Annotated in this window: 19 protein-coding genes; 8 read left to right on the forward strand and 11 right to left on the reverse strand. The window is 71.9% G+C overall.

Features of this window, described 5'->3' with window-relative positions; all coding sequences use genetic code 11:
* The first annotated feature begins 66 nt into the window (after positions 1–66).
* From BX285_RS19285 to BX285_RS19295, 3 genes are all read left to right on the forward strand, one after another.
* Positions 67–1,299 carry a cytochrome P450 gene (locus tag BX285_RS19285; RefSeq protein WP_121175929.1) on the forward strand — a complete coding sequence of 411 codons (1,233 nt, stop codon included), beginning with the start codon at positions 67–69 and terminating at the stop codon, positions 1,297–1,299.
* Between the two features lie 20 nt (positions 1,300–1,319).
* Positions 1,320–2,339, forward strand: coding sequence for an alcohol dehydrogenase catalytic domain-containing protein (locus tag BX285_RS19290; RefSeq protein WP_121175931.1), 1,020 nt, complete (start codon positions 1,320–1,322; stop codon positions 2,337–2,339).
* A 114-nt stretch (positions 2,340–2,453) separates the two neighbouring features.
* Positions 2,454–3,845, forward strand: a complete 1,392-nt coding sequence (locus BX285_RS19295) for a multicopper oxidase family protein (RefSeq protein WP_259470586.1) — start codon at positions 2,454–2,456, stop codon at positions 3,843–3,845.
* A 76-nt stretch (positions 3,846–3,921) separates the two neighbouring features.
* On the opposite strand, the gene BX285_RS19300 is transcribed toward BX285_RS19295, so the two are convergent.
* The 10 genes from BX285_RS19300 to BX285_RS19345 all read right to left on the reverse strand — a co-directional run bounded on the left by BX285_RS19300 (position 3,922) and on the right by BX285_RS19345 (position 14,621).
* Positions 3,922–4,284 (reverse strand): YciI family protein, encoded by a 363-nt coding sequence (locus BX285_RS19300; RefSeq protein WP_097239122.1) that lies wholly within the window; start codon positions 4,282–4,284, stop codon positions 3,922–3,924.
* A 185-nt stretch (positions 4,285–4,469) separates the two neighbouring features.
* Positions 4,470–5,183, reverse strand: coding sequence for a DUF2306 domain-containing protein (locus tag BX285_RS19305; protein WP_121175932.1), 714 nt, complete (start codon positions 5,181–5,183; stop codon positions 4,470–4,472).
* 109 nt (positions 5,184–5,292) lie between these two features.
* Complete coding sequence (locus BX285_RS19310; protein ID WP_121175935.1) at positions 5,293–6,066, reverse strand: SDR family oxidoreductase; 774 nt, start codon at positions 6,064–6,066, stop codon at positions 5,293–5,295.
* Positions 6,059–7,609, reverse strand: a complete 1,551-nt coding sequence (locus tag BX285_RS19315) for an FAD-binding oxidoreductase (RefSeq protein WP_121175938.1) — start codon at positions 7,607–7,609, stop codon at positions 6,059–6,061. The genes BX285_RS19310 and BX285_RS19315 overlap by 8 nt, the downstream gene beginning before the upstream one ends.
* Before the next feature lie 12 nt (positions 7,610–7,621).
* Positions 7,622–8,788 carry an LLM class flavin-dependent oxidoreductase gene (locus BX285_RS19320; RefSeq protein WP_097239126.1) on the reverse strand — a complete coding sequence of 389 codons (1,167 nt, stop codon included), beginning with the start codon at positions 8,786–8,788 and terminating at the stop codon, positions 7,622–7,624.
* Positions 8,789–8,977: 189 nt separating this feature from the next.
* On the reverse strand, positions 8,978–9,838 hold the full coding sequence (locus BX285_RS19325; protein ID WP_220783918.1) for a class I SAM-dependent methyltransferase: 861 nt from the start codon (positions 9,836–9,838) through the stop codon (positions 8,978–8,980).
* Positions 9,828–10,913 (reverse strand): 4-hydroxyphenylpyruvate dioxygenase, encoded by a 1,086-nt coding sequence (hppD, locus tag BX285_RS19330; RefSeq protein ID WP_218893129.1) that lies wholly within the window; start codon positions 10,911–10,913, stop codon positions 9,828–9,830. Before hppD ends, BX285_RS19325 begins: the two co-directional genes overlap by 11 nt.
* Before the next feature lie 14 nt (positions 10,914–10,927).
* A complete protein-coding gene (locus tag BX285_RS19335; RefSeq protein WP_121175940.1) occupies positions 10,928–11,200 on the reverse strand; it encodes an MbtH family protein in 273 nt (90 codons plus the stop codon).
* Positions 11,197–12,951 (reverse strand): non-ribosomal peptide synthetase, encoded by a 1,755-nt coding sequence (locus tag BX285_RS19340; RefSeq protein ID WP_220783919.1) that lies wholly within the window; start codon positions 12,949–12,951, stop codon positions 11,197–11,199. The genes BX285_RS19335 and BX285_RS19340 overlap by 4 nt, the downstream gene beginning before the upstream one ends.
* Positions 12,952–13,046: 95 nt before the next feature.
* Entirely contained in the window at positions 13,047–14,621 is a 1,575-nt protein-coding gene (locus BX285_RS19345) for a 4-hydroxyphenylacetate 3-hydroxylase family protein (protein ID WP_097239128.1), read from the reverse strand.
* A gap of 194 nt (positions 14,622–14,815) precedes the next feature.
* Here BX285_RS19345 and BX285_RS19350 point away from each other — a divergent pair, with 194 nt between their 5' ends.
* Positions 14,816–16,153 carry an extracellular solute-binding protein gene (locus BX285_RS19350; protein ID WP_121175943.1) on the forward strand — a complete coding sequence of 446 codons (1,338 nt, stop codon included), beginning with the start codon at positions 14,816–14,818 and terminating at the stop codon, positions 16,151–16,153.
* Positions 16,154–16,162: 9 nt separating this feature from the next.
* On the opposite strand, the gene BX285_RS19355 is transcribed toward BX285_RS19350, so the two are convergent.
* Positions 16,163–17,551, reverse strand: a complete 1,389-nt coding sequence (locus BX285_RS19355) for a condensation domain-containing protein (RefSeq protein WP_220783920.1) — start codon at positions 17,549–17,551, stop codon at positions 16,163–16,165.
* A 179-nt stretch (positions 17,552–17,730) separates the two neighbouring features.
* On the opposite strand from BX285_RS19355, the gene BX285_RS19360 reads away from it, so the two are divergent.
* The 4 genes from BX285_RS19360 (at position 17,731) to BX285_RS19375 (ending at position 23,778) form a co-directional block, all read left to right on the forward strand.
* Positions 17,731–18,972 (forward strand): acyl-CoA dehydrogenase family protein, encoded by a 1,242-nt coding sequence (locus BX285_RS19360; protein WP_121175945.1) that lies wholly within the window; start codon positions 17,731–17,733, stop codon positions 18,970–18,972.
* A 63-nt stretch (positions 18,973–19,035) separates the two neighbouring features.
* Positions 19,036–20,412 (forward strand): FAD-binding oxidoreductase, encoded by a 1,377-nt coding sequence (locus BX285_RS19365; RefSeq protein ID WP_121175947.1) that lies wholly within the window; start codon positions 19,036–19,038, stop codon positions 20,410–20,412.
* A 385-nt stretch (positions 20,413–20,797) separates the two neighbouring features.
* Entirely contained in the window at positions 20,798–22,732 is a 1,935-nt protein-coding gene (locus BX285_RS19370; RefSeq protein WP_097240426.1) for a CRTAC1 family protein, read from the forward strand.
* Complete coding sequence (locus BX285_RS19375) at positions 22,729–23,778, forward strand: enediyne biosynthesis protein (RefSeq protein WP_259470587.1); 1,050 nt, start codon at positions 22,729–22,731, stop codon at positions 23,776–23,778. The genes BX285_RS19370 and BX285_RS19375 overlap by 4 nt, the downstream gene beginning before the upstream one ends.
* Positions 23,779–23,795: the final 17 nt, after the last annotated feature.

The raw sequence follows: 23,795 nt of genomic DNA on the forward strand, positions 1-23,795 counted from the left end.
GAGCGCACGGCCGCACGCCCGTCCGTACCCCTGTCCGTCTCCCGCACCGACAGCCCGGAGGCTGCCATGGAAAACCCCGCCCCCGTCGTCCTCGACCCCGCCGGACGCGACATCCACGGCGAGGCCGCCCGGATCCGGGCCAACGGCCCGGTCGCCCGGATCGAACTGCCCGGCGGCGTGCTCGCCTGGTCGATCGCCGACCAGGAGCTCGCCCGGCAGGCCCTGTCCGACCACCGCCTCTCCAAGGACCCGCGGCAGCACTGGACGGCCTTCGCCGAGGGCCGGATCGGCGAGGACTTCCCGCTCATCGGCTGGGTGCTGATGGACAACCTCACCACCCGGTACGGCGCCGACCACACCCGGCTGCGGAAGCTGACCGCCGGCGCCTTCACCCCGCGTCGCGTCGAGGCGCTGCGGCCCGAGGTGCAGAAGGCCGTCGACGAGCTGCTGGACGAACTCGACGGCTGCGCACCCGGCGAGGTGGTGGACCTCAAGGCCCGCTTCGCCCGCCCGATGCCGGCCCGGGTGATCTGCGACCTGTTCGGCGTGCCCGCCGAGGACCGCGTGCAGATGCTGCGCGGCGGCGAGGCGAACATCGACACCACCCTCACCCCCGAGGAGTCGGCCGCCAACGTCGCCCAGTGGCACCGGGAGATGGCGGAGTTCGTCGAGTCCAAGCGCCGCGACCCCGGGGACGACCTGACCAGCGACCTGGTCCAGGCCCAGGCGGAGGACGGCTCCCGGCTGAACGACTCCGAACTCGTCGGCACCCTGCACCTGTTGCTCGCCACCGGCACCGAGCCGGTGATGAACCTGCTGGCCAACGCGACCCGCGCCCTGCTCACCCACCCCGAGCAGCTGGCGCTGCTGAAGAACGGCAAGGTGACCTGGGCGGACGTGATCGAGGAGACGCTGCGCGCCGAGGCGCCCGTCGCCCACCTGCCGTTCCGCTTCGCCGTCGAGGACATCGAGCTCGGCGGTGTGGTCATCGCCAAGGGCGAGCCGGTTCTGATCAACTTCGCGGCGGCGGGCCGCGACCGCACCGTCCACGGCGACAGCGCGCACACCTTCGACGCCACCCGGCCGAACAAGGAACACCTCTCCTTCGGCCACGGCATCTACCGCTGCATCGGCATGCCGCTGGCCCGGATGGAGGCCGAGATCGCCCTCGCCGCGCTGTTCCGGCGCTTCCCCGACCTCGAACTCGCCGTCCCCGCACAGGACCTGTCGCCGCAGGTCACCTTCATCATGAACGGCGTGGAGACCCTCCCGGTCCGCCTCACGCCGCAGAGCCGCTGACCGGAAGGGTGGTCCGAACCATGTGGGCAGCTGTCGTACCCGAGGCGAAGGCGCGCTGGGAACTGCGCGAGATCCCCACCCCGAAGGCCGGGCCCGGTCAGGTGCTGATCCGGGTGCACGCCTGCGGGGTCTGCCACAACGACCTGTGGGTCAGCCAGGGCGTGTTCCCCTTCCCGCCGCTCGACCCGGTGGTGGTCGGGCACGAGGCCGCGGGCGAGGTCGTCGAGGTCGGCCCGGGCGTGACCACCCGCCGGGTCGGTGACCGGGTGGGCACCACCTGGGTGCAGTCCACCTGCGGCCGGTGCGAGTACTGCCGGCTCAACCTCCCGCTCACCGGACAGTCCGGCATGAACTGCCCGGAGTCTGTGATGAGCGGCCTCACCGTCCAGGGCGGCCACGCCGAGTACGTGGCGGTCGCGGCCGACAGCACCGTGCTGCTGCCGGACGCCCTCTCGTACGAGAACGCCGCGCCCGTGCTGTGCGCCGGGTACACCGCGTGGAGCGCGCTGCGCGCCGCGAACCCGGAGCCGCACGAGCGGGTCGCGGTCCTCGGGATCGGCGGACTCGGCCACCTCGCCGTGCAGTTCGCCCACGCCGCCGGCTTCGAGACGGTGGCCGTCACCAGCTCCCCGGACAAGCACGGCCTGGCCCGGACGCTCGGCGCGGACCACGTGGTCGCCGACGGGGAGCAGCTGCGGGCGGCCGGCGGCGCCGACGTCGTCCTGGTGACCGGCACCTCCTACCGGGCCGCCACCGACACCCTGCAGGGCCTGCGGCCGAACGGCCGGCTCGTGCTCGCCACCATCGACCCGGTGAACTCCTTCACGATTCCGCCCACCAGCCCGTTCTGGGCGCAGCGCCAGCAGGTGATCGGCGCCACCCACAACGGCCTCGACCAGCTCACCGAAGCCCTCGACCTGGTCGCCTCCGGGGCCGTCACCCCGATGGTGGAGACCTTCGCCAAGGAGCGGGTCGCCGAGGCGCTCGACCGGGTCGAGCGCGGCGAGGTCCGCTTCCGCGCGGTCGTCAGCTACGCCTGACGCCCGGACCGCCGTCCCGCACCACCGACCGAACGACCTGGGGAGGACACCCTGTACAGGCGACGATTTCTGGGCCTCGCGGGCCTCGCCGCCGCCACCGGCGTGGCGCTGCCGGTGAGCGCACTGGCCCTCGGCGACCCGGAGCCCCCCGGACAGCCCGGCCGGGGGAGCGCCAAGGGGCCGTTCTCCGTACGGATGCCGGTGCCACCGACCCTGCGTCCGGTGGCCCGGACCGAGGACACCGACGTCTACCGGCTCGACATCCTGCCCGCCGACCTGGAACTGCAAGCCGGCGTCCGGACCCCGTGCCTGACCTTCGGCGGCAGCTTCGTCGGCCCGACCATCCGGGCCCGGGAGGGCCGCCGCGTCCTGGTCACCTACCGGAACAGGCTGCCCGAGACCGCCAATGTGCACCTGCACGGCGGCCACGTCCCGGCCGACAGCGACGGCCACCCGATGCAGGTCATCGACCCGGGGGCCGAACGGCGCTACGAGTACCCGAACCGGCAGCCCGGAGCCACCCTCTGGTACCACGACCACAGCCACCACCTGGAGGCCGAGCACGTCTACCGCGGCATGCACGGCTTCTACCTCATCGAGGGCGAGGACGAGAGCCGGCTGCGCCTGCCGAGCGGCGAGTACGACGTCCCGATCGCCATCCGCGACGCGCAGTTCGACCCGAACGGCGGCCTGGTGCACGGGGATCCGGCGGCACGGAACGTCATCCTGGTCAACGGCCGCTCGAAGCCGTGGTTCCCGGTGGCCGCGCGCAAGTACCGCCTCCGGGTGCTGAACAGCTCCACCCTGCGGTACCTGAAGCTCAACTTCGGTTCCCTGCCCGTCCACCAGATCGGTTCGGACGGCGGCCTGCTGCCCGCGCCCGTCGACCGCACCGGGACGGACTTCCCGCTCGCCGCCGGCGAACGGCTGGACCTGGTGGTGGACTTCTCCGGGCTGGCCGTCGGCAGCAAGGCGATGCTCACCAACCAGGGCCAGTTCACCGGCGACGACCGGATCGAGCCGGTGCTCTGCTTCACGGTGGACCGCAGGGAGCGCGACCGCAGCCGGCTGCCCGGCACGCTGCGCCCGCTGCCCGACCTGCCGCCGGCCACCGTCCACCGCGAGCTGACGCTCTCCTTCGACCTGAACGGCACGCCGGTCGGCCTGGTCAACGGCCTGCCGTTCGACGCGGACCGGGTCGACCAGCGGATCCGGCGCGGCACCACCGAGATCTGGACGGTCACCAACGGCGACACCGCCACCAAGTACGGGCCGATCCAGCACTCGTTCCACCTGCACCTGACCGAGTTCCGGGTGCTCGACCGGGACGGCCGGCCGCCGCTGCCCGGCGACATCGGCCGGAAGGACACCGTGCCGGTCCCGCCCGGCACCTCCGTGCGCCTCCAGGCGACCTTCGACGACTACCTCGGGCGCTACATGTACCACTGCCACATGCTGGAGCACTCCTCGGCGGGCATGATGGGCCAGATGGAGATCGTCGACTGACCTGCTGATCCTGCTCGAAGCGGTTCCGCACGGAGCGGCGGGCCGGGCCCTCGGTGGCCCGGCCCGCCGCTGCCGTTCACATCTCCAGGCCCTGGTCGAACATCACCTGACGGACCTCGACCCCGGTGTGCCGGGCATCCGGGATCAGCCCGGCCAGCTCGATCGCCCGCTCCCTGGTCTCGACGTCGACCAGGTAGAAGCCGCAGACGAAGGCCGGGCCGGCCAGGTACGGGCCGTCGGTGCGCACCGGGGTGTCGTCGCGGACCCGGACGGTCGTGGACTGTTCCGGCACCGCCAGCGCGTGCGTGGTGACGAGTTCGCCGGACTCCTTGATGAGCTTCATGAAGTCGCCGTGGCCCGCGTGGACCTCCTGCTGCTCGTCCACGGACAGGCCGTCCCACAGCGCCGAGTCCATGTGCATCACGAGCAGGTACTTCATGATTCTCACTCCTTGGACCGTGACCGCCGGGCGTCTCCCGAGGCCTCCACAGGAGACGTCGGAGCCGACGGCCCGTTCTCGACGTTCCGGCGCCCGTCTTCGGTGCGGGCCAGAGTTGGGCCGGGACACACGTGCGCGGCCGGCCGTGAGGGTTCACGGCCGGCCGCGGACGGGGTGGGACGAGGTCAGCGCACCAGGTGGGCCGCCCGGGGGCCGGTCCGCTCCAGCCACCAGTGGGCGACCAGCAGATTGAGCACCCAGCCCGCCCAGTTGGCCACGTCGAGCAGGGTCGGCAGGTCGATCTTGAAGCCCGGGATGTGCGCCATCAGCTCGACCACCACCCGGCCCCAGCTGGTGCCGAGGGCCATCGCGAAGCTGTAGACCATCCAGCGGCGGTGGTCGACGAACCGGCGCTGCAGAGCGGCCCTGAGCCCGAGCACGGTGGTGAGCAGCCAGAGCACGCCCATCATCGCCAGCCCGATCTGGCCGCTCGGCGCCGTGGAGTACGGCAGCAGCACCAGGGCCAGCAGCCCGCCCGGCAGCGCCCCGGCGAAGATGTACACCCGGCCGCTCACCCGGTGCACCCGGGGGTAGTGGCGGCGGATCCACGGGAGGGCCTGGAGGAAGACCGTCACCAGCGAGATGTTGCCGAAGACGACGTGCCCCACCAGGACCGCGTAGTGCGCCGGGAAGGAGGGGTCGAGCGGGATCCGGGCCTGTCCCGGCCCGCCGGTCAGGTAGCGGGGGAAGGCGTACAGGAGGTTGAACACCACGAGGACGGCCAGTGCCGCCACCCATGGGCTCTGCCACCAACTCGGCCGGGCCGCAGCCGCCTTGGCGGGTCTCGCGCGCCCCGGTCCGGTGGCCAGCGCCCCGGACGGCTCCGTGTTCTGTGTCACCGTTGCTCCTCGACTTCCCTGTTCGGTCCGGACGGTCCAGTGGTGGCAGTGGCGCCAGTGGTGGCAGTGGCGCCAGTGATGCCAGTGGCGCCAGTGGCTCTCGGTGGGGTCAGTGGTGGTACTCGCCGGCGTTGACGTCCAGGCAGTGGCCGGTGACGGCCCGGGAGAGCGGGGAGAGCAGGAACAGCACGGAGTCGGCGACCTCGTCCGGCTCGGGCAGCCGGCCCAGGTCGAGGGTGGCCGCGACCTCGTCGTAGATGTCCTGCACGGTGACCTCGCGCTGCTTCGCCCACTGGCCGAAGCCCTCGCGCAGCGCGTCCGCCCAGATGTAGCCGGGGGCCACGGTGTTCACCCGGATCCCCTGCGGGCCGAGCTCGGTGGCGAGGCTCTGGGCCAGCGACAGCAGGGCGGCCTTGCTCATCTTGTAGCTGCCGAACAGCCGCTTGGAGTGCCGGATCACCGCCGAGTTGATCATGACGACCGATCCCCGGTGCTCGGCCAGCGCGGGGGAGAAGAGCCGGGTGAGCCGCAGCGCCGCGTAGACGTTGGTCTCGAAGCCGGCGCGGACGTCCGCGAAGTCGACCTCGCCGAGGTCGACCAGCGGGGGCACCGCGAAGGCGTTGTTGACCAGGGCGTCGACCCGGCCGAAGGCGTCCGTCGCGGCCTTGACCAGGGCGGAGGCCGACTCGTCGTCGGTGATGTCGGTCGGCACCGCCAGCGCCCGGCGCCCGGTGGCCTCGACCTCGCGGGCGATCTCCGCGATCCGGGACTCGGTCCGGGCGGCGAGCACCACGTCCGCCCCGGACTGTGCGGCGCGCAGGGCGATCGACCGCCCCAGACCGGGGCCGACCCCCGAGACCACGACGACCTTGTCCTCAAGCATCCTGATCCTCCAGCAAGTCCGGCTTTTCGTAAGGTGGTTGGATCGACAGTGCGTGGCGGAACACGTTCCGGGGGTCGTACGTGTGCTTGACCTGCTGCAGGCGCGGGTAGTTGGCGCCGTAGTAGAGCGCCGACCAGGGCACCCCGGAGGTGTTCCAGGCCGGGTCGGCCAGGTCGCTGTCGGGGTAGCCGATGTAGGCGCCGTCGGTGCGCCCGTCGCAGACGGGGACGCCGCCCGTCCCGGCGTGCACCTCGCGGTAGAACTCCCGGACCCAGGCGATGCAGGCCTCGTCCTGGTCGGCGGACTGCCAGACCCCGCCGCCGTAGAGCACCTTGAGGATCGAGTCCCGCTGGGCGGTGGCGGTGGCGTCGGAGGGGACGGTGTTGACCTTCCCGCCGAAGCCGGCGACCACCAGGCAGGACGTCGGGTTGCTGTGCGCCGGGTCGCTCAGGTACCGCCAGATCACCGCGAGTTGGTGATCGGTGAAGCCCTTGCGCAGGTAGGCGGCCTTGTCCTTGTAGCGGCCCTTGGGGTCGTTCGGGAAGCTGTACGAGGGCAGCCAGGAGCTCAGCCAGGGGACGACCTCGACGGTGTGCACCGACGGCTCCACGCCGACCCCGGCGGTGACCGACTCGTAGTGCTCGGCCAGCACCTTCTCGGCCTCCGGCCCTTCCTGGTCGATCACCACGACCATGCCGAAGGCCTCGGAGTTGCGGTGGGTGACGATCAGGTTGCTCCACAGGCCGGCCGCCGGCGAGACGGCCTCGTTCTGCTCGTACCAGGTGCAGTAGTTGCGCAGCAGGGTGGTCAGGGCCTGCTCGGTCATCTCCGCCCAGGGCCACATCACCAGCCGCTTCCACACCCGGGCCGGGGCCCTGGGCAGCAGCTCGGCCGGGTCGGCGGAGTCGGCCCCCGGGGTGCGCAGCCAGTACCGGGTGACCACGCCGAAGTTGCCGCCGCCGCCGCCGGTGTGGGCCCACCAGAGGTCGCGGTGCGGGTCCTCGGGGTCGGCGGTCGCCACCACCGCCCGCGCCCGGCCGGACTCGTCGACGACCACCACCTCGACGGCGTGGAGGTGGTCGACGACCAGGCCGTCACGGCGCGAGAGGGGGCCGTAGCCGCCGGCCGCGATGTGCCCGCCGACACCGACGTCCAGGCAGGTGCCGGCGGGGATCGTCACGCCCCAGCGCTTGAAGAGCGTCCGGTAGACGTCCCCGAGCAGGGCGCCGGAGCCGACCTCGATGGCGCGGCGCCCGGGATCGTAGGAGATGCGGTTCAACTGGGAGACGTCCAGCAGCACTTGGACGTCCGGGGAGGCGGTGAAGTCCTCGAAGCAGTGCCCGCCGCTTCGGACCGCGATCCGCCGGCCGGCCGCCACCGCCTCGTCGACGGCGGCCACCACGTCCTCGGTACTGGTCACCAGGCGCACCTGGTCGGGGCGTCCGACGAAGCGGTGGTTGTAGCCCTGGACGAGGTTCTCGTACCTCGGGTCCCCGGGCGTGATCACCACCGGGCCGGTCGGGTCAACGGTCGTGTCGGTCATGCTCGTTCGTCGCTACTCGGCCGTCGGGGCGAGGGCGGCCGTCTTGGCGAACAGCTCGGGCGCCACGTCGCGGGCCATCGCGGTGGCGGACTGCCAGCCGAGCTCGTGGGCGTTGCCGACCCCGCCGCAGAGCAGCACGAAGCGCCGGAAGCCGCCGGCCACCAGGGCGTCCAGCTTGGCCCGGACCGTCTCGACCGATCCGACCAGGGCGAAGGGGTTGCGCAGGTAGGAGTCCGCGGGCGCCTCGAACACGCCCTGCACGCCGGTGTCGCCCTCCTTCGCCAGCTGCTCCAGCGGGCTGTCGTCGGGTGCGGCCCCGGCCATCCGGGCCAGGAAGCCGCCGGCGGCGGAAACGTGCGACATGAAACCGTCGCGCACCAGCTCGGCGGCCTCGCGGTCGGTGTCGGCGATCACGGTGAAGCAGCTGGCCGCGGTGTTGGCCATGGACAGCTCGTGGCCGTGCTCCTTGCCGACCTCGAAGTAGCGGTGCAGGCGGGCGACCATCTCCTCCACGCTGATCTTGGACATGCCGCCCGCGGCCGGGTCGAGGTTCAGACCGGTGAAGACGTTCCAGCCGCGGCGGGCCGCGGTGGCCAGCGACTCGTCGGTCTCCGCCGCCACCCAGAGCGGCACCTGCGGCTGGACCGGCCGGGGCCAGACGGTGACCTTGGCGACCTCGGCCTCCTGGAGGAAGGCCGACGTGGTGGGCGTGAGGTCGGCCGGCGCGACCGGGTGGTCGATCCGGTTGACGGCGCCGTCGATGATGTCAACGTTCTTCTCGAAGAGGGCACGGTCCCCGCGTCGGCCGAGGCCGATCTCCAGCCGGCCGCCGGAGAGCACGTCGATCATGTTGAACTGCTCGGCGAGGTGGAGCGGGTGGTGCAGCAGGGCGAGGTTGACGCCGGAGACGAGCCGGGCCCGGGTCGTCCGCGCGGCGAGCGCGGCCAGCATGACGTTCGGGTGCGGGGACAGCGAGGACGGGCCGAAGTGCTCCGGCACGCTGAGTCCGGCGTAGCCGAGGCGTTCGGCCTCGACGCAGTGGTCGAGGTAGCTCTCGTAGAGCTTGGCCCCGAGCTTGGGGTCCCACTCCTCGGGCGCGCGGGATCCGGGCGGCGCGTAGGTGAGGTTGTCCCAGTAGACGAACTTGACGAGGTCCGGGTCCTCGGAGAGTGTGCTCATGCCGGTGGTTCCCCTCTGTTCGCAAGGCTCGCAGTGGATGTGCATCAATCTAGCCAGGCCTCGTGGGCATGCCATCTTCCAGATTGCCCGGACGGCCCGGTAGTTGACGGTGCGTCAGGTACGTCAGATGCGTCGGGTGCGTCAGACGCGTCGGGTGTTTCGGGGTGCGTCAGGTGTTTCGGATGCGGTTCAGGAGGCGTCCGGTGCGTCCGGTGCGTCGGGTCGCTCCAGGGAGCGGGCCAGCGCGACGGCGTCCGCGCGCACCTGCCCGCCGAGCCGGGGCCGTTGGCCGGTGTCGGAGTACTGCCGGGGCCGGCTGCCGGCGGTGCGCCGCAGCACGGTCATGCTGTTCTGCCGGAGCTTGCGGCTCTCCAGCAGGTTCAGCACCTCGAACTCGCCGGGCTTCAGCCGCTGGGTGTCGGCGATGTACTCCAGGATCGCCTCGCCCTCGGGGTAGGTCATCAGGTAGTGCATGACCACGATCCCGCCGTCCGGGTCGATCAACTCCCAGAAGTTCTCGAAGAAGTAGAGGCAGTCCCAGGCGTCCACCCAGGCGAAGTCGATCGGCCGGAACTCGGCGGGCAGCCGCCCGACGGCCCCGCGCATGTCGGAGTTGACGACGGTGACGCGCTCGGCGAGGCCGAGTCCGGTCAGCGCCTCGGTCACCCGGCCCGCCGAGGAGTCGGGGTCGGAGAGGTCGTCGATCGCCACGAACCGGGGCCGGTACGGCTCGTGGTAGGCGGCCGGCAGCAGCAGCGCGGGCTCGCTGTCGATCCACGCCTCGTCCAGCTCCCAGCCCTTGGCGAGGTACGGCTGGGTCTTGCGGACCAGCGCGGCGGCCTCGGCCTCGGCCAGCTCCTCCGCCTCCGCCAGCGCCTTCGCCAGGAACGGGGTCGTGTACCCCATCCCGACCTCCAGCACCCGGCGCGGCCGCAGCAGGTGGACCAGCTGGGAGAGCAGCGGCGCCACCACCTCGGTGCCCATGCCCGGGACCCGCAGCCGCTCCACCGCGGCCCGGAACCGCCCGTCGGCGTCCACGTCAGACGTCATCGCGGCCACCCCTGCCCTGGTTGTGCTCGACGGCCTCGTACAGCGCCTTGATGTTGCCGCTGCCGAAGGTGCGGGCGCCCATCCGCTCGATGATCTCCAGGAACAGGGTGTTGCGGGGGTGCACGGAGCGGGTGAAGATCTGGAACAGCTGCCCGTCGTGGTCCTCGTCGATCAGGATGTTCAGCCGCTCCAGCTCCGGCGCCGCGTGCCGCAGCGGGGTGAGCCGGCTCGGCAGCAGCCGGTAGTACGCCTGCGGGGTGCCCAGGAACTCCACGCCCCGGGCGGCGATGCCGCCGACCGAGCGCACGATGTCGTCCGTGGTGAAGGCGATGTGCTGCACGCCCGCGCCGCCGTGGTCCTTCAGGAAGGAGTCCAGGTGGCCGCTGACCTTGGACTGGTCCGGGGCGATCAGGGTGAGCGTCACCGTGCCGCTCTGCACCACCTTGGTGATCATCACCTGGCCGTCGACCTCGATGTGCTCGGTGAAGGTCGGCTCGAAGTCCAGGACCTCGCGGTAGAAGGTGATCGCGGGGTCGATCTGGCTCGGCTCGACGCAGATCGCGAAGTGGTCGACCTCCAGCAGGCCGCAGTCCGGCTCGGTCGGGCCGGTGCCGGTCGGCGACAGGCCGGGCAGCAGCCGGTCGTCGCCCCCGGCGGGGCGCTCCACGAAGGTGTGGGCGATGTCGCCGACGCCCATGATGGTGGCGGTGACCAGCCCGTCGTGCGCGACCGGCGCCGAGACCGGCCGGGCGCCGCGCCGGACGGCCGTCGCGAAGGCCGCGGCGGCGTCCGGGACGCGCAGCGCGATGTCGGCGACCCCGTCGCCGTGCTTCTCGACGTAGGCCGCCCCCGGGTGGTCGCCCACCAGGGGCTGGCTGAGCAGCACCCGGATGCCGTTGCGGCCCAGTGCCACCGAGCGCAGCTCGCGCGACTGCGGGGGCGAGGCCGCGTACACCTCGAAGCCGTAGCCGCCGACCAGCCAGTCGGTGGCGGCCGCCAGGTCGGCCACGTAGCACGCGATGTGGTCGAGGATCATGTCGCCGAAGGTCGTCGCCTGACTCGCGTCAAGGCTCATGTCCAGACTCCTCGTCAGTTGTCGGGCTGCCCCGGCGGGCGCCCGCTGAGGCGGTCGGGCCGCCCCAGGTCGGTCCAGTGCACGTTCACGTAGGTGAGGGAGGCGGCCCGGTCGGCCGGGCCGTGGGCGGTCGTCCAGCCCGCCGGCACCGGGAGGGCGGCCGGCCAGAGCGAGTGCCGGCCCTGCGCGTCGACCAGGACCAGGAACTCGGCGTCCTCGACGTCGAAGGGGTTGGTCGTGCCCGCGCTCGTGCCCGCGGGTGTTCCTGCGGTCGTTCCCGCGCTCATTCCCGGGCTCCTTCCGGCCGGTCCAGCAGGCCCTCCAGGGCCGCCACCGACGGGACGTCGAAGAACTGGGTGACGGTCAGCTCGACCTCCAGCGCCGCCCGGATCCTGCTGACCAGCCGCATCGCGGTGAGGGACTGCCCGCCCAGCTCGAAGAAGCTGTCGTCGACGCCGACCTCGGGCACGTCGAGCACCTCGGCGAAGAGCGCGCACAGCTGCCGCTGGCGCTCCGTCGCCGGCGCCCGGCGGGTCGAGCCGGTCACCGGCTCGGGCAGCGCCCGCCGGTCCAGCTTGCCGTTGGGCGTCAGCGGCAGGGCCGGCACGGCCACGAAGGCCGTCGGCACCATGTACGCGGGCAGCAGCTCCGTCGCGTGCGCCCGCAGCGCCCCGGCCTCGATGCCCTCGGACTCCGGGACGTAGTACGCCACCAGGCGCCGCTCACCGGACTCCGACTCCCGTGCCACGACGGCGACATGGGCCAGGCCGGGGTAGCGCGCCAGCGCCGCCTCCACCTCGGCGGGCTCCACCCGGAAGCCCATCACCTTGAGCTGGTCGTTGGCCCGGCCGAGGTATTCGAGCCCGTCGTCCCGGCCGACCCGGACCAGGTCCCCGGTGCGGTACATCCGCTCGCCCGGCCCGTCGAAGGGGTTGGCCACGAAGCGTTCGGCCGTCAGGTCGGGCCGGCCGAAGTAGCCGCGGGCCAGGCCGCGTCCGGCGATGTACAGCTCGCCCACCCCGCCGGCCGGCACCGGCCGCAGCCCGGCGTCCAGGACGTGCAGCCGGACGTTGTCCATCGGCCGGCCGACGCCCACCGCGCCCTCCGCCCGGTACGGGGCCGTCATCGGCGAGCTGGTGCTGAACAGGGTGGCCTCGGTCGCGCCGTACATGGCCCGCACGGTCAGGCCGGGGTTGTGGTCGAGCACCTGCCGGACGGCCGCGGGCGCGATGACGTCGCCGCCGGTGAGCACCTCGCGGACCCCGGCGAGGCAGCCCGGGTCCTCCTCGGCGAGCACCCGGAACAGCCCGGCGGTCAGGTGGATGCCGGTGATCCGCTCCTCGGCGATGAGCCGGCGCAGGGCGTGCACGTCCAGGTCGCCCGGCGGGGCCACCACGATCCGCCCGCCGTGCAGCAGCGGCACCCAGAACTCGTAGGTGGAGACGTTGAAGGCGTACGGCGCCACCATCAGCACCCGCTCGTGCCGGCCGTCCGCCCAGATCGAGTCCAGGGCCAGGCCGAGCGCGTCCCGGTGGGCGATCGCGACGCCCTTGGGCTCCCCGGTCGAGCCCGAGGTGTGGATGACGTAGGCGAGCCGGTCCGGGTCGTCGGCGAGGACCGGGGCCGTCGCGGGGAAGTCCGTGAGGCCCTTCTCGCCGTCGACGACGACCACCTCGGCGCCTTCCGGCAGTCCGTCGCGGCGCATCGTCTCGTCGGTCAGCAGCACCGGCGCCGCGCAGTGCTCCAGGATCCACTGCTTGCGCTGCAGCGGGTAGGCGCTGTGCAGCGGGAGGTAGCAGCCGCCGGCCTTGAGCGCGGCCAGGACCGCCACCACCAGGTCGGCGGAGCGCTGCATCAGGACGGCGACCGGCGACTCCTCGCGGACGCCGAGCTCCCGCAGCCGGTGCGCCAGCCGGTTCGCCCGCTCGTCCAACTCGCGGTAGCTGAGCCGGACTTCGCCGGACGACACGGCGATCGCGTCCGGTGTCCTGAGCGCCTGTTCCGTGAAATGCCCCTGAAGGGAAGGGGAAGCCACCATGCCCTCCGATCCTCATCGATGTGGTTGACCGCTGGTTGTCGGCTGCCAGTCGGCTGGTCGTCGGCCGGTTGCCGGCCGGTTGTCGGCGCCGGGGATCAGCTGTCGAGCAGTCCTTGGACGGAATCCCGCAGGTCCGTGAAGGAGGCGAGGTCGGGTACGGTCCACCCGTTCAGGTCGTACTCCGCCAGGCACTCGTCGACCAGGCCCTTGTAGGAGTCCAGCTGGCCGTTGGCGAGCTGGGCGAAGAGCAGTTCGATCCGGGTGTTCTCGTGGTTCCCGGCGTAGTTGCGCTCGTACAGCTCGTGGCGCCCGCCGAACTCGCTGCCCACGGCGTCCCAGAGCAGCTTCATCACCTTGACCCGCTCGACCGCGTCGACGCCGCCGGAGCCGCGGAGGAACCGGTCCAGGTAGGGCCGGATCTCCGGATTGTCGAAGTCCTTGGCGCTGGAGTTGGTGTAGATCAGTCCGCTGGCCACGTCCTGCAGCACGATCTCCCGGATCCGCGGGTAGCCGGTCTGCATGAACCACCGGTAGGCCAGCCCGTACTGGGAGTTGGGCAGCACCGCGCCGTTGCGCCAGGCCACCGGGTTGCGGGCGGCCGCGTCCGACAGCCCCCAGAACAGGTTGCGCCAGGCCAGCACCTCGCCGAGCCGGCTCTGCACCCCGCGGAAGTCGCCGGTGCCGGTGATGTCCAGGGCCTTGGCCAGCAGCCCGGCGATGAACTCCAGCTTCACCGCGAGCCGGGTGCAGCCGTGGAAGGTGAAGCGCTCGATGAACCCGGACTGACCGGTGAACATCCGGATCTTCTCCGGCTGCCCGTAGATGAAGACGTTCTCCCACGGGATGAGCACCTTGTCGAGCACCAGGATGGTGTCGTTCTCGTCCAGGCGGGAGGAGAGCGGGTAGTCGAAGGGGCTGCCCATCGCCGCCGCCGTCGCGGTGTAGGACGGGCGGCAGATCAGCTTCATCCCGGGTGCGTTCATCGGCACGGTCGCCACCAGGGCGAAGGTGCGGTCCTTGATCGGCAGGCCGTGGTGCGCGATGAAGTTGTAGTGCGTCAGCGCGGAGCCGGTCGCGACCACCTTCGCACCGGACACCACCAGGCCGGCGTCGGTCTCCTTCTCGGCGTGGATGAAGACGTCGGCCACCTGGTCCGGCGGCAGGCTGCGGTCGACCGGCGGATGGACGATCGCGTGGTTCCAGTACAGCACCTTCTCCTGCGAATCGGCGTACCAGCGCCGGGCGTTGTCCGCGAACGGCTCGTAGAAGTCCGCGTTGGCGCCGAGCGTGCCGAGGAAGGACGCCTTGTAGTCGGGGCTGCGGCCCATCCAGCCGTAACTCATGCGCGCCCAGGCGGCGATGGCCCGCTGGTCACCGACCAGGTCGTCCGCGCTGCGCGGGGTGGTGAAGAAACGGTGCGTGAAACCCTCCCGGCCGCTGTCGGTCGGGGTGGTCAGCACCTCCTGGTACTGCGGGTCGTGCAGGGCGTCGTAGAGCCGGGCCGTCATCCGGACCGGATTGTGGAACGCCGGGTGCGCGGTGACGTCCTTGACCCGGTCGCCGTAGAGGAAGATCTCCCGGTCGTCGCGAAGACTCTCGATGTATTCGGAACCGGTCAGCGGGCGGGTCCCGCGTGGTTCGCCGGCGGAGGTTTCGGGGGCTTCGGCCATCAGAGACGCCTCTCCTTGCTGGCGGTTCACCGGACGAACCGAGCCTGACAGTCCGGCCCCGGTGGCCGCTTCTCACGGCTTGCGCGCTTGGTCTTCCACCGGCTACCGGACTCAGCAAGAACGGAGGTGCCCCGGCCCGGCCGCCCCCGGAGCATGAGCATCTGGATCGCCCGGCCCGAGGAAGGAATCCGGAAATGAGCAAGCGAATCGACATCGACATCGTGGTGCCGCTCTACCCGTTCATGCCCTACTTCCTGGACCGGACCAGGGAGTTGGCGGAGACGTTCACCGCCGCCCACCCCGAGTACCGGATCCACGTCACCGGCGCGGACTGGCTCTCCGTCCCGCAGGCCGTGGCCGACGCCGCCCTGAAGGACGGCGCGCCGACCATCGCCCAGTACTTCTACACCTCGACCCAGGACGCCCTCGACGCCCGGCGGCCCGACGGCTCACCGCTGTTCACCTCGGTCGAGCGGGCGATCGCCGGCCGGACCGAGATCCTCGGCGAGCCGGTCGTGCTCGGCGACGTCACGGCCACCGCCCGGCAGTACTACCGCCACGACGGCGCGGTGGCGGCGATGCCGCCGCTCACCTCCACCACCCTGCTCTACGCCAACACCACCCTGCTGGAACGGGCCGGGATCACCGAGGTCCCGCAGACCTGGGCCGGGATCGAGGCCGCCTGCCGGGCCGTCGCCGCCCTCCCGGACGGGCCGGCCCACGCCATCACCTGGCCCAACCACGGCTGGTGGTTCCAGCAGTCGGTGGCCCAGCAGGGCGCCCTGCTGGCCGACCACGACAACGGCCGCTCCGGCCGCGCCGAGCGGGTGTACCTCGACTCGGACGCGATGCTCGCCTACGTCGAGTGGTGGCGCGGGCTCCACCGGGCCGGCCTGTACCGCTACCACCCCAGCCGGGTGAACAGCGAGGTCGACTGGGACGGCAACTTCCGGGCCTTCGCCGACCGGCAGGTCGCCTTCACCCTCACCACCTCGGTCGAGGCCGCCCGGATGGCCCAGGCCGGCCGGGACGGCGGCTTCACGGTGCAGACCTGCCGGATGCCGTACAACGACCGGGTGCCCTACGCGGGCAACGTGATCGGCGGGGACGCGCTCTGGCTGGCCGCCGGGCTGGACGAGGCGACCCAGGACGGCGCCCTGGCCTTCATGCAGTACCTGAACTCCCCGAGGATCGCCGCCGACCGCCACCGGGAGACCGGATTCATCCCGGTCACCGGCGGGGCGATCGACCTGCTGGAGCAGGAGGGCTGGTTCCGCGACAAGCCGCACTTCCGCACCGCGCTGGACCAGCTCGGCGCCAACGCCGGCACGCCCGCCGCCCAGGGGGCGCTGCTCGGGGAGTTCGCCGCGATCCAGGACGTGCTGACCACCGCCATGCACGACGTCCTGGTCACGGAGGTGGACCCGCGCGTCCGCTTCGCCGAGGCGAACGCGCAGGCCCAGCAACTCCTCGACCACTACAACGAGGCCTGCCGGGGGCTGCGCCCCCGGGGCCCCGTCAGGGTCGGCTGACCGGCGTCGTCACGAACGCTCGGGGCGGAGCTCCAGCGGCGCGTCCGGCGCGCCGACCAGCTCCCGCAGCACCGCGCGGAAGCGGTCCACCTGCTCCGCCACCGAGCGCTCGTCGTAGAGGTTGCTGTTGTACTGGATGCCCGCGACCACGTCGCCGGCCGGGTCGAGGTTGAGCGTCCACAGCGCGCCGTTGGGCACGTCCGAGCCCACCGGCTGCGAGGTGAGCCGGCGCCGCACTTCGGTGTACTCCAGGTCCCCGATCAGCTCCGCGTCCAGCAGGAACGGGAACGGGAACACCTGGAAGACGCAGGCCGCCCGCCCGTCCTCCAGCGTCGGCAGCATCAACTCCGGTGCCTGGGCGAGGATCTGTCCGAACGGGATGTCATGGGCGTAGGCCTCCAGGCTGGTGGTGCGGATCCTGGTCACCACCTCGGCGAAGTCCCGGGCGCCGGACAGATCGGTGCGCAGCGGCAGGAAGTTGAAGAACGGCCCGACGGTGTGGTGGAACCGGTCCTCGCCGCGCCCCGGCGAGAAGGTCGGCACCACCACGTCGGGGTTCCCGGTGTCGCGCGCGACCATCACCGCGAACGCGCCGAGCAGCACCATGAAGGGCGTGCTGCGCAGCGCCTGGGCGATCTCCACGGCCCGGGCGGTCAGTTCGGCGTCGACGGTGAAGCGGTGGACGGCGGTGGACTCCGGCAGGCCGGTGGACTTCGGCCGGTCGGTGGGCACCGAGAGGATCCGGGCGCCGGCCAGCTGCTTGCGCCAGAACGCCCGAGCCCCCTCCAGCGCCGGATCGGCCGCGAACTCCCGTTGCCAGGCCGCGAATTCACGGTAGGGCAGGGCGGTCGGCAGTTCGGGCTGACGGTGCCCGCGGCGCTCGGCGTAGCGGACGGCGAGATCGCGGATGATCAGCCGGACCGACCAGCCGTCGGCCGCGGTGTGGTGCACGACCAGGGCGAGGACCGCGTCCTCCTCGTCGAAGCGGAGCAAGGTGCCCTGGATCAGCGGGAGTCGGCGGGCGCTGATGGTGCCCGACTCGACCTCGGTGATCAGCTCCTCCACCGCCCGGTCGCGCGCCGCGGAGTCCGCTCCGGCCAGCTCCCGCAGCTCCAGCCGCACCGGCGCGGCCGGATGGATCTCCTGGTGGCGCTCGCCCTCGCCGCGGACGATGGCGGTGCGCAGCGCCTCGTGCCGCACCACCACGTCGTCCAGCGCCAGTTGCAGCGTTTCGACGTCGACCTTCCCGCGCAGGCGCCAGCCGTGCACGATGTGGAACCGCGGGCCGAACGGCCCCTCCTCGTCACCGCGGTCGAAGCCGCAGAGGAACTCCTGGTTGAAGGAGAGCGGCCGCCTGATCACCGGGCCGTCGGAGGAAGGCTTCGCATCGGGACTCATCGGGAATTCCTTTCGCTGGATCCAGCCGGAATTTCGCCCCGGAACCGTAGCAACTGCCCTGCCAGGGCGGTTCTTCGATCGTGCTGGCAATCGGGGAGGTGCGCGGCGGCCCGCCCGCGCGCGAGGCTGGCCGGGACACTCCCCAACGCCCGGTCGAACCGCAGAGGAGCTGTGCCGCCATGACGGTCGCCACGAATGTCGCAGGGTCCGGCTCGCCGCTGCCGCCCGAGTCCGCGCCGACGCCGAGCGAGCTGATCGCCAGGGCCGAGGCCATCGCCCCGCTCCTGGTCCCCCGGCAGGCCGAGACCGAACAGCGCACCTACTACGCCGAGGACACCCACCGGGAGTTCGCGGCGGCCGGCTTCTACCGGATCCTCGTCCCCAAGCGGTACGGCGGGTACGAGCTCGGCGTCGACACCTTCCTGCGGGTGGCGACCATCCTCGCCCGGGGCTGCCCGTCGACGGGCTGGATGTACTGCCTCGGCGCCACCCACGCCCTCCCGGCGGCCTCGCTGTTCGGCGAGCAGGCGCAGGCCGAGCTGTTCGCCGGCGGCGACTTCATCTGCCCCGCCACCATCGTGCCGAACGGCTCCGCCGAGCGGGCCGAGGACGGCGGCTGGCGGGTCGACGGCACCTGGAACTACTGCTCGGGCTCGCCGTACGCGACGCACTTCATGGGCCACGTCCCGATGCCCGGCGCGGAGGGCGAGCCGCCCGCGCCGATGCTGTTCGTCGCCCCGCGCAGCCAGTTCCGCCGGCTGGACGACTGGGGCGGCCAACTCGGCCTCAAGGGCAGCGGTTCGCACAGCATCGTGATCGAGGGCGGCCACGTCCCGGACCACCTCACCCTGCCCGGGACGCACATGAGCGAGGTGGTCGTGGAAGGGGGCACGCCCGGCTACCGGCTGCACGGCAACCCGGAGTACGGCGGCGGCTCGCTCAGCTTCATGGTGCTGGAGGTGGCCTCGCTCGCGGTCGGCATGGCCCAGGGCGCGCTGGACGCCTACGGCGAGCTGATGCAGAGCCGCACCACGCTGTTCCCGCCCGTGGTCACCCGGGCCGAGGACCCGGACTACCAGTTCTGGTACGGCGAGGCGGCCGGCATGATCGCCACCGCCGAGGCGGCCGTGCTGCACGCGGTCAAGCAGTGGCAGGACCTGTGCGCGCAGGGGCCCGGCGCCTTCACCCGGGAGGAGGACCTGCGGATCGCCACCATCTGCCGCGAGGTGATCCGGCTCTGCTGGCACGCCGTGGAGGGGCAGTTGTTCCCGACGGCCGGGTCGAGCTCGGTGCGGCAGGGCGAGCGGATCGAGCGGGTCTGGCGCGACCTGTCCACGCTGCACAGCCACGCCGGGATCGGCGTCTTCCTGTCCGCGGTGACCACCCGGGAGCTGGCCCGAGCCCGCTTCGGCGTCAAGTAGACCGCGTACCCCCAGGTAACCCGAGTATCACCAAGTCGCCTAGCCAGAGCGGGAGTTCGAGCCATGACCGAGAGCGAGCAGGCCGTCGCACTGCCCGGGGAGCCCGCCTTCGCCGCCGCGAGCGCCGTGTTCAACCTGGCGGCGCCGGTCCGGCCCGCGGCGGCGGTGACGGTCCGTACCGTCGAGCAGGTCCGGGCGGCACTGCGCCACGCGGAACGCCTGGGGCAGTGGGTCCGGGTGCACACCACCGGGCACGCCTCCTCCTCGGCCCGCCCGATGGACCGCAGCCTGTTGATCCGCACCGAACCCGCGGGCCCGGTCGAGGTCGACCCGGTGGCCCGCACCGCCCGCATCCCGGCCGGCACCCGCTGGGGCGAGGTGGTCGAGGCGGCGGCGAAGTTCGGACTGGCCGCCCCGCACGGCTCCTCGCCGACCGTCGGCGTGGTCGGCTACCTGCTGCGCGGCGGGATCAGCTTCTACGGCCGGCGGGCCGGGCTCGCCGTCAACAGCGTCCGGGTCGTCGAACTCGTCACCCCGGACGGCGAGTTCCGCCGGGTCTCGGCGAGCGAGGACCCCGAGCTGTTCTGGGCGCTGCGCGGCGGCGGGGGCGGCCTCGGCATCGTCACCGCGATCGAGCTCGGTCTCTTCCCGGCCGCCCGGGTGGTCACCGGCGCGGCCTTCTGGCCCGCCGCGCACGGCCCCGAGCTGCTGTCCCGCTGGCTGCGCTGGAGCCGCGGCGCACCCGAGGCCGTCACCACGGTGTTCCGGGTGATGAACCTGCCGAAGGTGCCCGAGATCCCGTCGGCGCTGACCGCAGGACCGGTGGTCTGCGCGGCCGGCGTGGTGCTCGCCCCGGCCGAGGAGGACCTGACGGACGCCGAAGGCCAGGCCGCCGACCTGCTCGGCCCGCTGCGCGCGGTCGCCGACCCGGTGCTGGACACCTGGTGCACCACCACCCCGCCCGCCGTGGTCCGCACGCACATGGACCCGACCGATCCGGTGCCCGTCCTGGGGGACCACCTGCTGCTCTCCGACCTGGGGGAGGAGGGCGCCGAGGCCTTCCTGAGGGTGCTCGGCGAGGGCTCGGGTTCGCCGCTGGTCAACGCCGAACTGCGGCAGCTCGGCGGGGCGCTCGCGGTGCCCGATCCGGACGGCGGAGCGCTGAGCCACCTGGACGCCGCCTTCGCCTTCACGGCCGGCGGGCTGGCGCTGGACCCGGCCGCCTCGGCGGCGGTCCGGGCGCACTGCGCCAAGGCCCGGGCCGCGCTGGCGCCCTGGGACACCGGGCGGACGGCGCCGACCCTGGTCGAGCGCCTGGAGCAGCCGCAGCGGCACCTGTCCGCCGCCGAGGTCGAGCGGGTGGACGCCGTCCGCCGTCGGGTGGACCCCGCCGGGCGGCTGCGCCACGACGTCCCGCCGGGGGCCTGCGCCCTGTACTGAGCACGGCAGGCGACTCCCCTGTGAACTCCCTTCGAAACGCCCTCCGCAGCACCTGCGGGGGGCGTTTCCGCATATCCAACCCCCCACATTGACCGTGCATTTGCACGGGAAAACTCTTGGCAAAATCCGCGGTGGGCCGCTGAGCAATGTGAGAGAAGCCGTTTCGGGTGCCCGGCGGCCATGCTCGTGGGGTAGACCTGCGCGTGAAGTGGGATTCACCGACGCAATTCGAGAGCGCGGATTCCAGGGCCCGGGACTTTCCTGTCCGTCGGAGCCGGCCGCGCCATGGAACTCGAATGCGATTACAGGGTCGTATGCGATCTGTCGAGAGGGGAACGCGGTGGCATTCCGTGAACGATTCCGCAGACTGATACCAGGCCTGGTGGTGGTGCTGGTCGCCGCCTCGCTGTTCTTCGCCGTACGGAGCTCGGTCGCGGTGGCCGGGGCGGAGGAGGCGGCGAAGCAGTACGGCTTCAAGGAGATGCCCATCGCGATGCCGCCGGGCTACGACCAGAAGCCGATGAGGACGGTCCGGGACGTCAACCCGGCCTACCAGAAGATCCGTTCGTGGATCTCCTCGGTCGGCGCCAGCATCGCGATCAACGACCTCACCGGGCACGGTGTGGCCGACAGCATGTGCATCGTCGACACCAGGACCGACAGCGTCATCGTGACGTACACGCCGACCGCCCGGCCGGCCGACCGGTTCACGCCCTTCGTCCTGGACGGCTCGCCGCTGCCGATGGACTCCACCATGGCGCCCACCGGCTGCACGCCCGGCGACTTCAACGGCGACGGCCGGATGGACCTCCTGGTGACGTACTGGGGCCGCACGCCGATCCTGTTCATGGCCAGGTCGGACGCCGCCGAACCGTCCCCGAGCGCCTACGCGGCGCGCGAGCTGGTGCCCTCGGAGTCGCTGGACGGCAAGTACCACGGGCCGCGCTGGAACACCGACGCCGCCTACGTCGGCGACCTCGACGGCAGCGGACACCCGTCGATCGTGATCGGCAACTACTTCCCCGACTCCGACGTGCTCGACCCGCACGGCCTGAACAACGTGGTGATGAACAACTCGCTGTCCAGCGCCAAGAACGCCGGCGGTGACCACGTGCTGCGCTGGCAGCAGGCCACCACGGGCCCGGCACCCACGGCCTCCTACGTGGAGGAGAAGGGCGCCATCCCGTGGGACGCGTCGACCGGGTGGACGCTGGCGATCTCCGGCGCCGACCTGACCGGTGACACCCTGCCCGACCTGTACATCGCCAACGACTTCGGCCACGGGCACCTGCTCTACAACCAGTCCACGCCCGGGAAGATCAGGTTCACCGAGGCCAAGGGCGAGCGCACCCCGACCACCCCCAAGTCCTTCGTGCTCGGCAACGGCTCGTTCAAGGGCATGGGCGTCGACTTCGGCGACCTCGGCCACGACGGCAAGTTCGACATGGTGGTCAGCAACATCACCGTCGCCTGGGGCCTGGAGGAGAGCAACTTCGTCTGGATCAACCGGGCCAAGGACGAGGCCGACATGCGCAGCAAGATGGAGCAGGGCGTCGCACCGTTCACCCAGGAGGCCGAGGAGTACGGCATGGCCTGGACCGGGTGGGGCTGGGACGCCAAGATGGGCGACTTCCTCAACAACGGCGACCTGAACGTCCTGCAGGCCACCGGCTTCGTGAAGGGGAAGATCGACCGCTGGCCGTGGCTGCAGGAGATGGCCATGACCAACGACGACCTGCTGTCCAACCCCGCGATGTGGCCCAACGTCCAGCCGGGTGACGACATCGCCGGCGACGAGGCGATCGCCTTCTACGCCAAGACCCCCGGCGGGAAGTACGCCAACATCAGCTCCCAGCTGGGCATCGCGGTGCCGACGCCGACCCGCGGCATCGCCACCGGCGACACCACGGGCACCGGCGCGCTGGACTTCGCGGTGGCCCGCCAGTGGGGCCCGCCGGCCTTCTACTGCAACACCTCGAAGGACCTGGGCGACTACCTCAACCTGCGGCTCTACCGGCCGACCGGCGAGGACACGGCGGGCCAGGGCCTGGTGAACACCGGGGCGCCGGCCTACGACGCCAAGGTGAGCATCACCACCCCCGAGGGCACCCAGGTCTCCCAGCTCGACGGCGGCGGCGGCCACGGCGGCTACCGCAGCTTCGACGTGCGCTTCGGTCTCGGCTCCTACCACGGTCCGGTCAGCGTCCACCTGACCTGGCGCGACGCGAAGGGCGAACCGCACGAGACGACCAAGGAGTTCACCCCCGGCACCCACTCCCTCATGCTGACCAGCGACGTCCAGGAGGTCCCCAACCGATGAGCGTGACCGCGCAATCCAGGCCCGGCGCCGCCCCCGCGGCGCCCGCGCCGGCCGCCCCCGCGAAGCTGAAGGACCCGCGCTACCTCGCCCTGCGGAACTTCGCGATCTCCATCAGCGTGTTCAACACCTTCGGGTACACCCTGCTCGGCTTCGAGCAGCCCTGGCTCTGGGCGTTCATCGCGGTGTTCACCGCCTACGCCTGTGAGATCTGCTTCGAGCTGATCAGCGCCTGGGCGCAGCGGCGCGGGCCGCGCTTCCTCGGCAACGGCATGCGCGGGCTCTACGAGTTCCTGCTGCCGGCGCACATCACGGCGCTCGCGGTCAACATGCTGACCTACGGGAACAACCAGCTGCTGCCGGTGATCTTCGGCGTGGTCATCGGCGTCGGCGGCAAGCACGCCCTGCAGGCGCCGGTCGCCGGCCGGATGCGGCACTTCATGAACCCGTCCAACTTCGGGATCACGATGTCGCTGGTGTGCTTCGGCTCCTGGTTCAGCATCGCGCCGCCGTACCAGTTCACGGAGAACGCGAACACCTTCTTCCGGATCATGATCCCGCTGATCATCGCCACCGCGGGGACGGTGATCAACGCCCTGCTCACCAAGCGGACCCCGCTGATCGTCGGCTGGCTCGGCGCCTTCGCCATCCAGGCCTTCGTCCGGCACTGGATCTGGGACGTCGCGCTGTTCTCCGCCCTCGGCGCGATGACCGGTGTCGCCTTCGTGCTGTTCACCAACTACATGATCAGCGACCCGGGCACGACCCCGATGAAGGCCTGGCCCCAGTTCATGTTCGGCTCGGCGGTCGCCACGGTCTACGCGGTGCTGATGGTGTTCAACGTGGTCTACACCCTGTTCTTCGCCACCACCATCGTCTGCGGCCTGCGCGGGCTGGGCTGGTGGGTCGCGCACTGGATCAAGCGGTCCCGGGAGGCGGGCGGCGCGTACACCCCGGGTGGGACGGGCGCGCAGCAGCAGGCCGGTGGCGCGGGCGCCGCCCCGCTCGGCACCCCGCGGCCGGCCGGGGCCCCGACACCCGGCGCGTGACGCCGGGCGCCTGACAT

The organism is Streptomyces sp. 1114.5, from assembly GCF_003635085.1.
Classification (GTDB): Bacteria; Actinomycetota; Actinomycetes; order Streptomycetales; family Streptomycetaceae; genus Kitasatospora.

Bases quoted from the DNA above. Each gene is read 5' to 3' on its own strand.
- BX285_RS19375 (WP_259470587.1), top strand. From the start codon at position 22,729: ATGAGCGTGACCGCGCAATCCAGGCCCGGCGCCGCCCCCGCGGCGCCC.
- BX285_RS19350 (WP_121175943.1), top strand. From the start codon at position 14,816: ATGAGCAAGCGAATCGACATCGACATCGTGGTGCCGCTCTACCCGTTC.
- BX285_RS19345 (WP_097239128.1), bottom strand. From the start codon at position 14,621: ATGGCCGAAGCCCCCGAAACCTCCGCCGGCGAACCACGCGGGACCCGC.
- BX285_RS19340 (WP_220783919.1), bottom strand. From the start codon at position 12,951: ATGGTGGCTTCCCCTTCCCTTCAGGGGCATTTCACGGAACAGGCGCTC.
- BX285_RS19325 (WP_220783918.1), bottom strand. From the start codon at position 9,838: ATGACGTCTGACGTGGACGCCGACGGGCGGTTCCGGGCCGCGGTGGAG.
- BX285_RS19365 (WP_121175947.1), top strand. From the start codon at position 19,036: ATGACCGAGAGCGAGCAGGCCGTCGCACTGCCCGGGGAGCCCGCCTTC.
- BX285_RS19310 (WP_121175935.1), bottom strand. From the start codon at position 6,066: ATGCTTGAGGACAAGGTCGTCGTGGTCTCGGGGGTCGGCCCCGGTCTG.
- BX285_RS19285 (WP_121175929.1), top strand. From the start codon at position 67: ATGGAAAACCCCGCCCCCGTCGTCCTCGACCCCGCCGGACGCGACATC.
- BX285_RS19320 (WP_097239126.1), bottom strand. From the start codon at position 8,788: ATGAGCACACTCTCCGAGGACCCGGACCTCGTCAAGTTCGTCTACTGG.
- BX285_RS19360 (WP_121175945.1), top strand. From the start codon at position 17,731: ATGACGGTCGCCACGAATGTCGCAGGGTCCGGCTCGCCGCTGCCGCCC.
- BX285_RS19290 (WP_121175931.1), top strand. From the start codon at position 1,320: ATGTGGGCAGCTGTCGTACCCGAGGCGAAGGCGCGCTGGGAACTGCGC.
- BX285_RS19315 (WP_121175938.1), bottom strand. From the start codon at position 7,609: ATGACCGACACGACCGTTGACCCGACCGGCCCGGTGGTGATCACGCCC.
- BX285_RS19355 (WP_220783920.1), bottom strand. From the start codon at position 17,551: ATGAGTCCCGATGCGAAGCCTTCCTCCGACGGCCCGGTGATCAGGCGG.
- hppD (WP_218893129.1), bottom strand. From the start codon at position 10,913: ATGAGCCTTGACGCGAGTCAGGCGACGACCTTCGGCGACATGATCCTC.
- BX285_RS19300 (WP_097239122.1), bottom strand. From the start codon at position 4,284: ATGAAGTACCTGCTCGTGATGCACATGGACTCGGCGCTGTGGGACGGC.
- BX285_RS19335 (WP_121175940.1), bottom strand. From the start codon at position 11,200: ATGAGCGCGGGAACGACCGCAGGAACACCCGCGGGCACGAGCGCGGGC.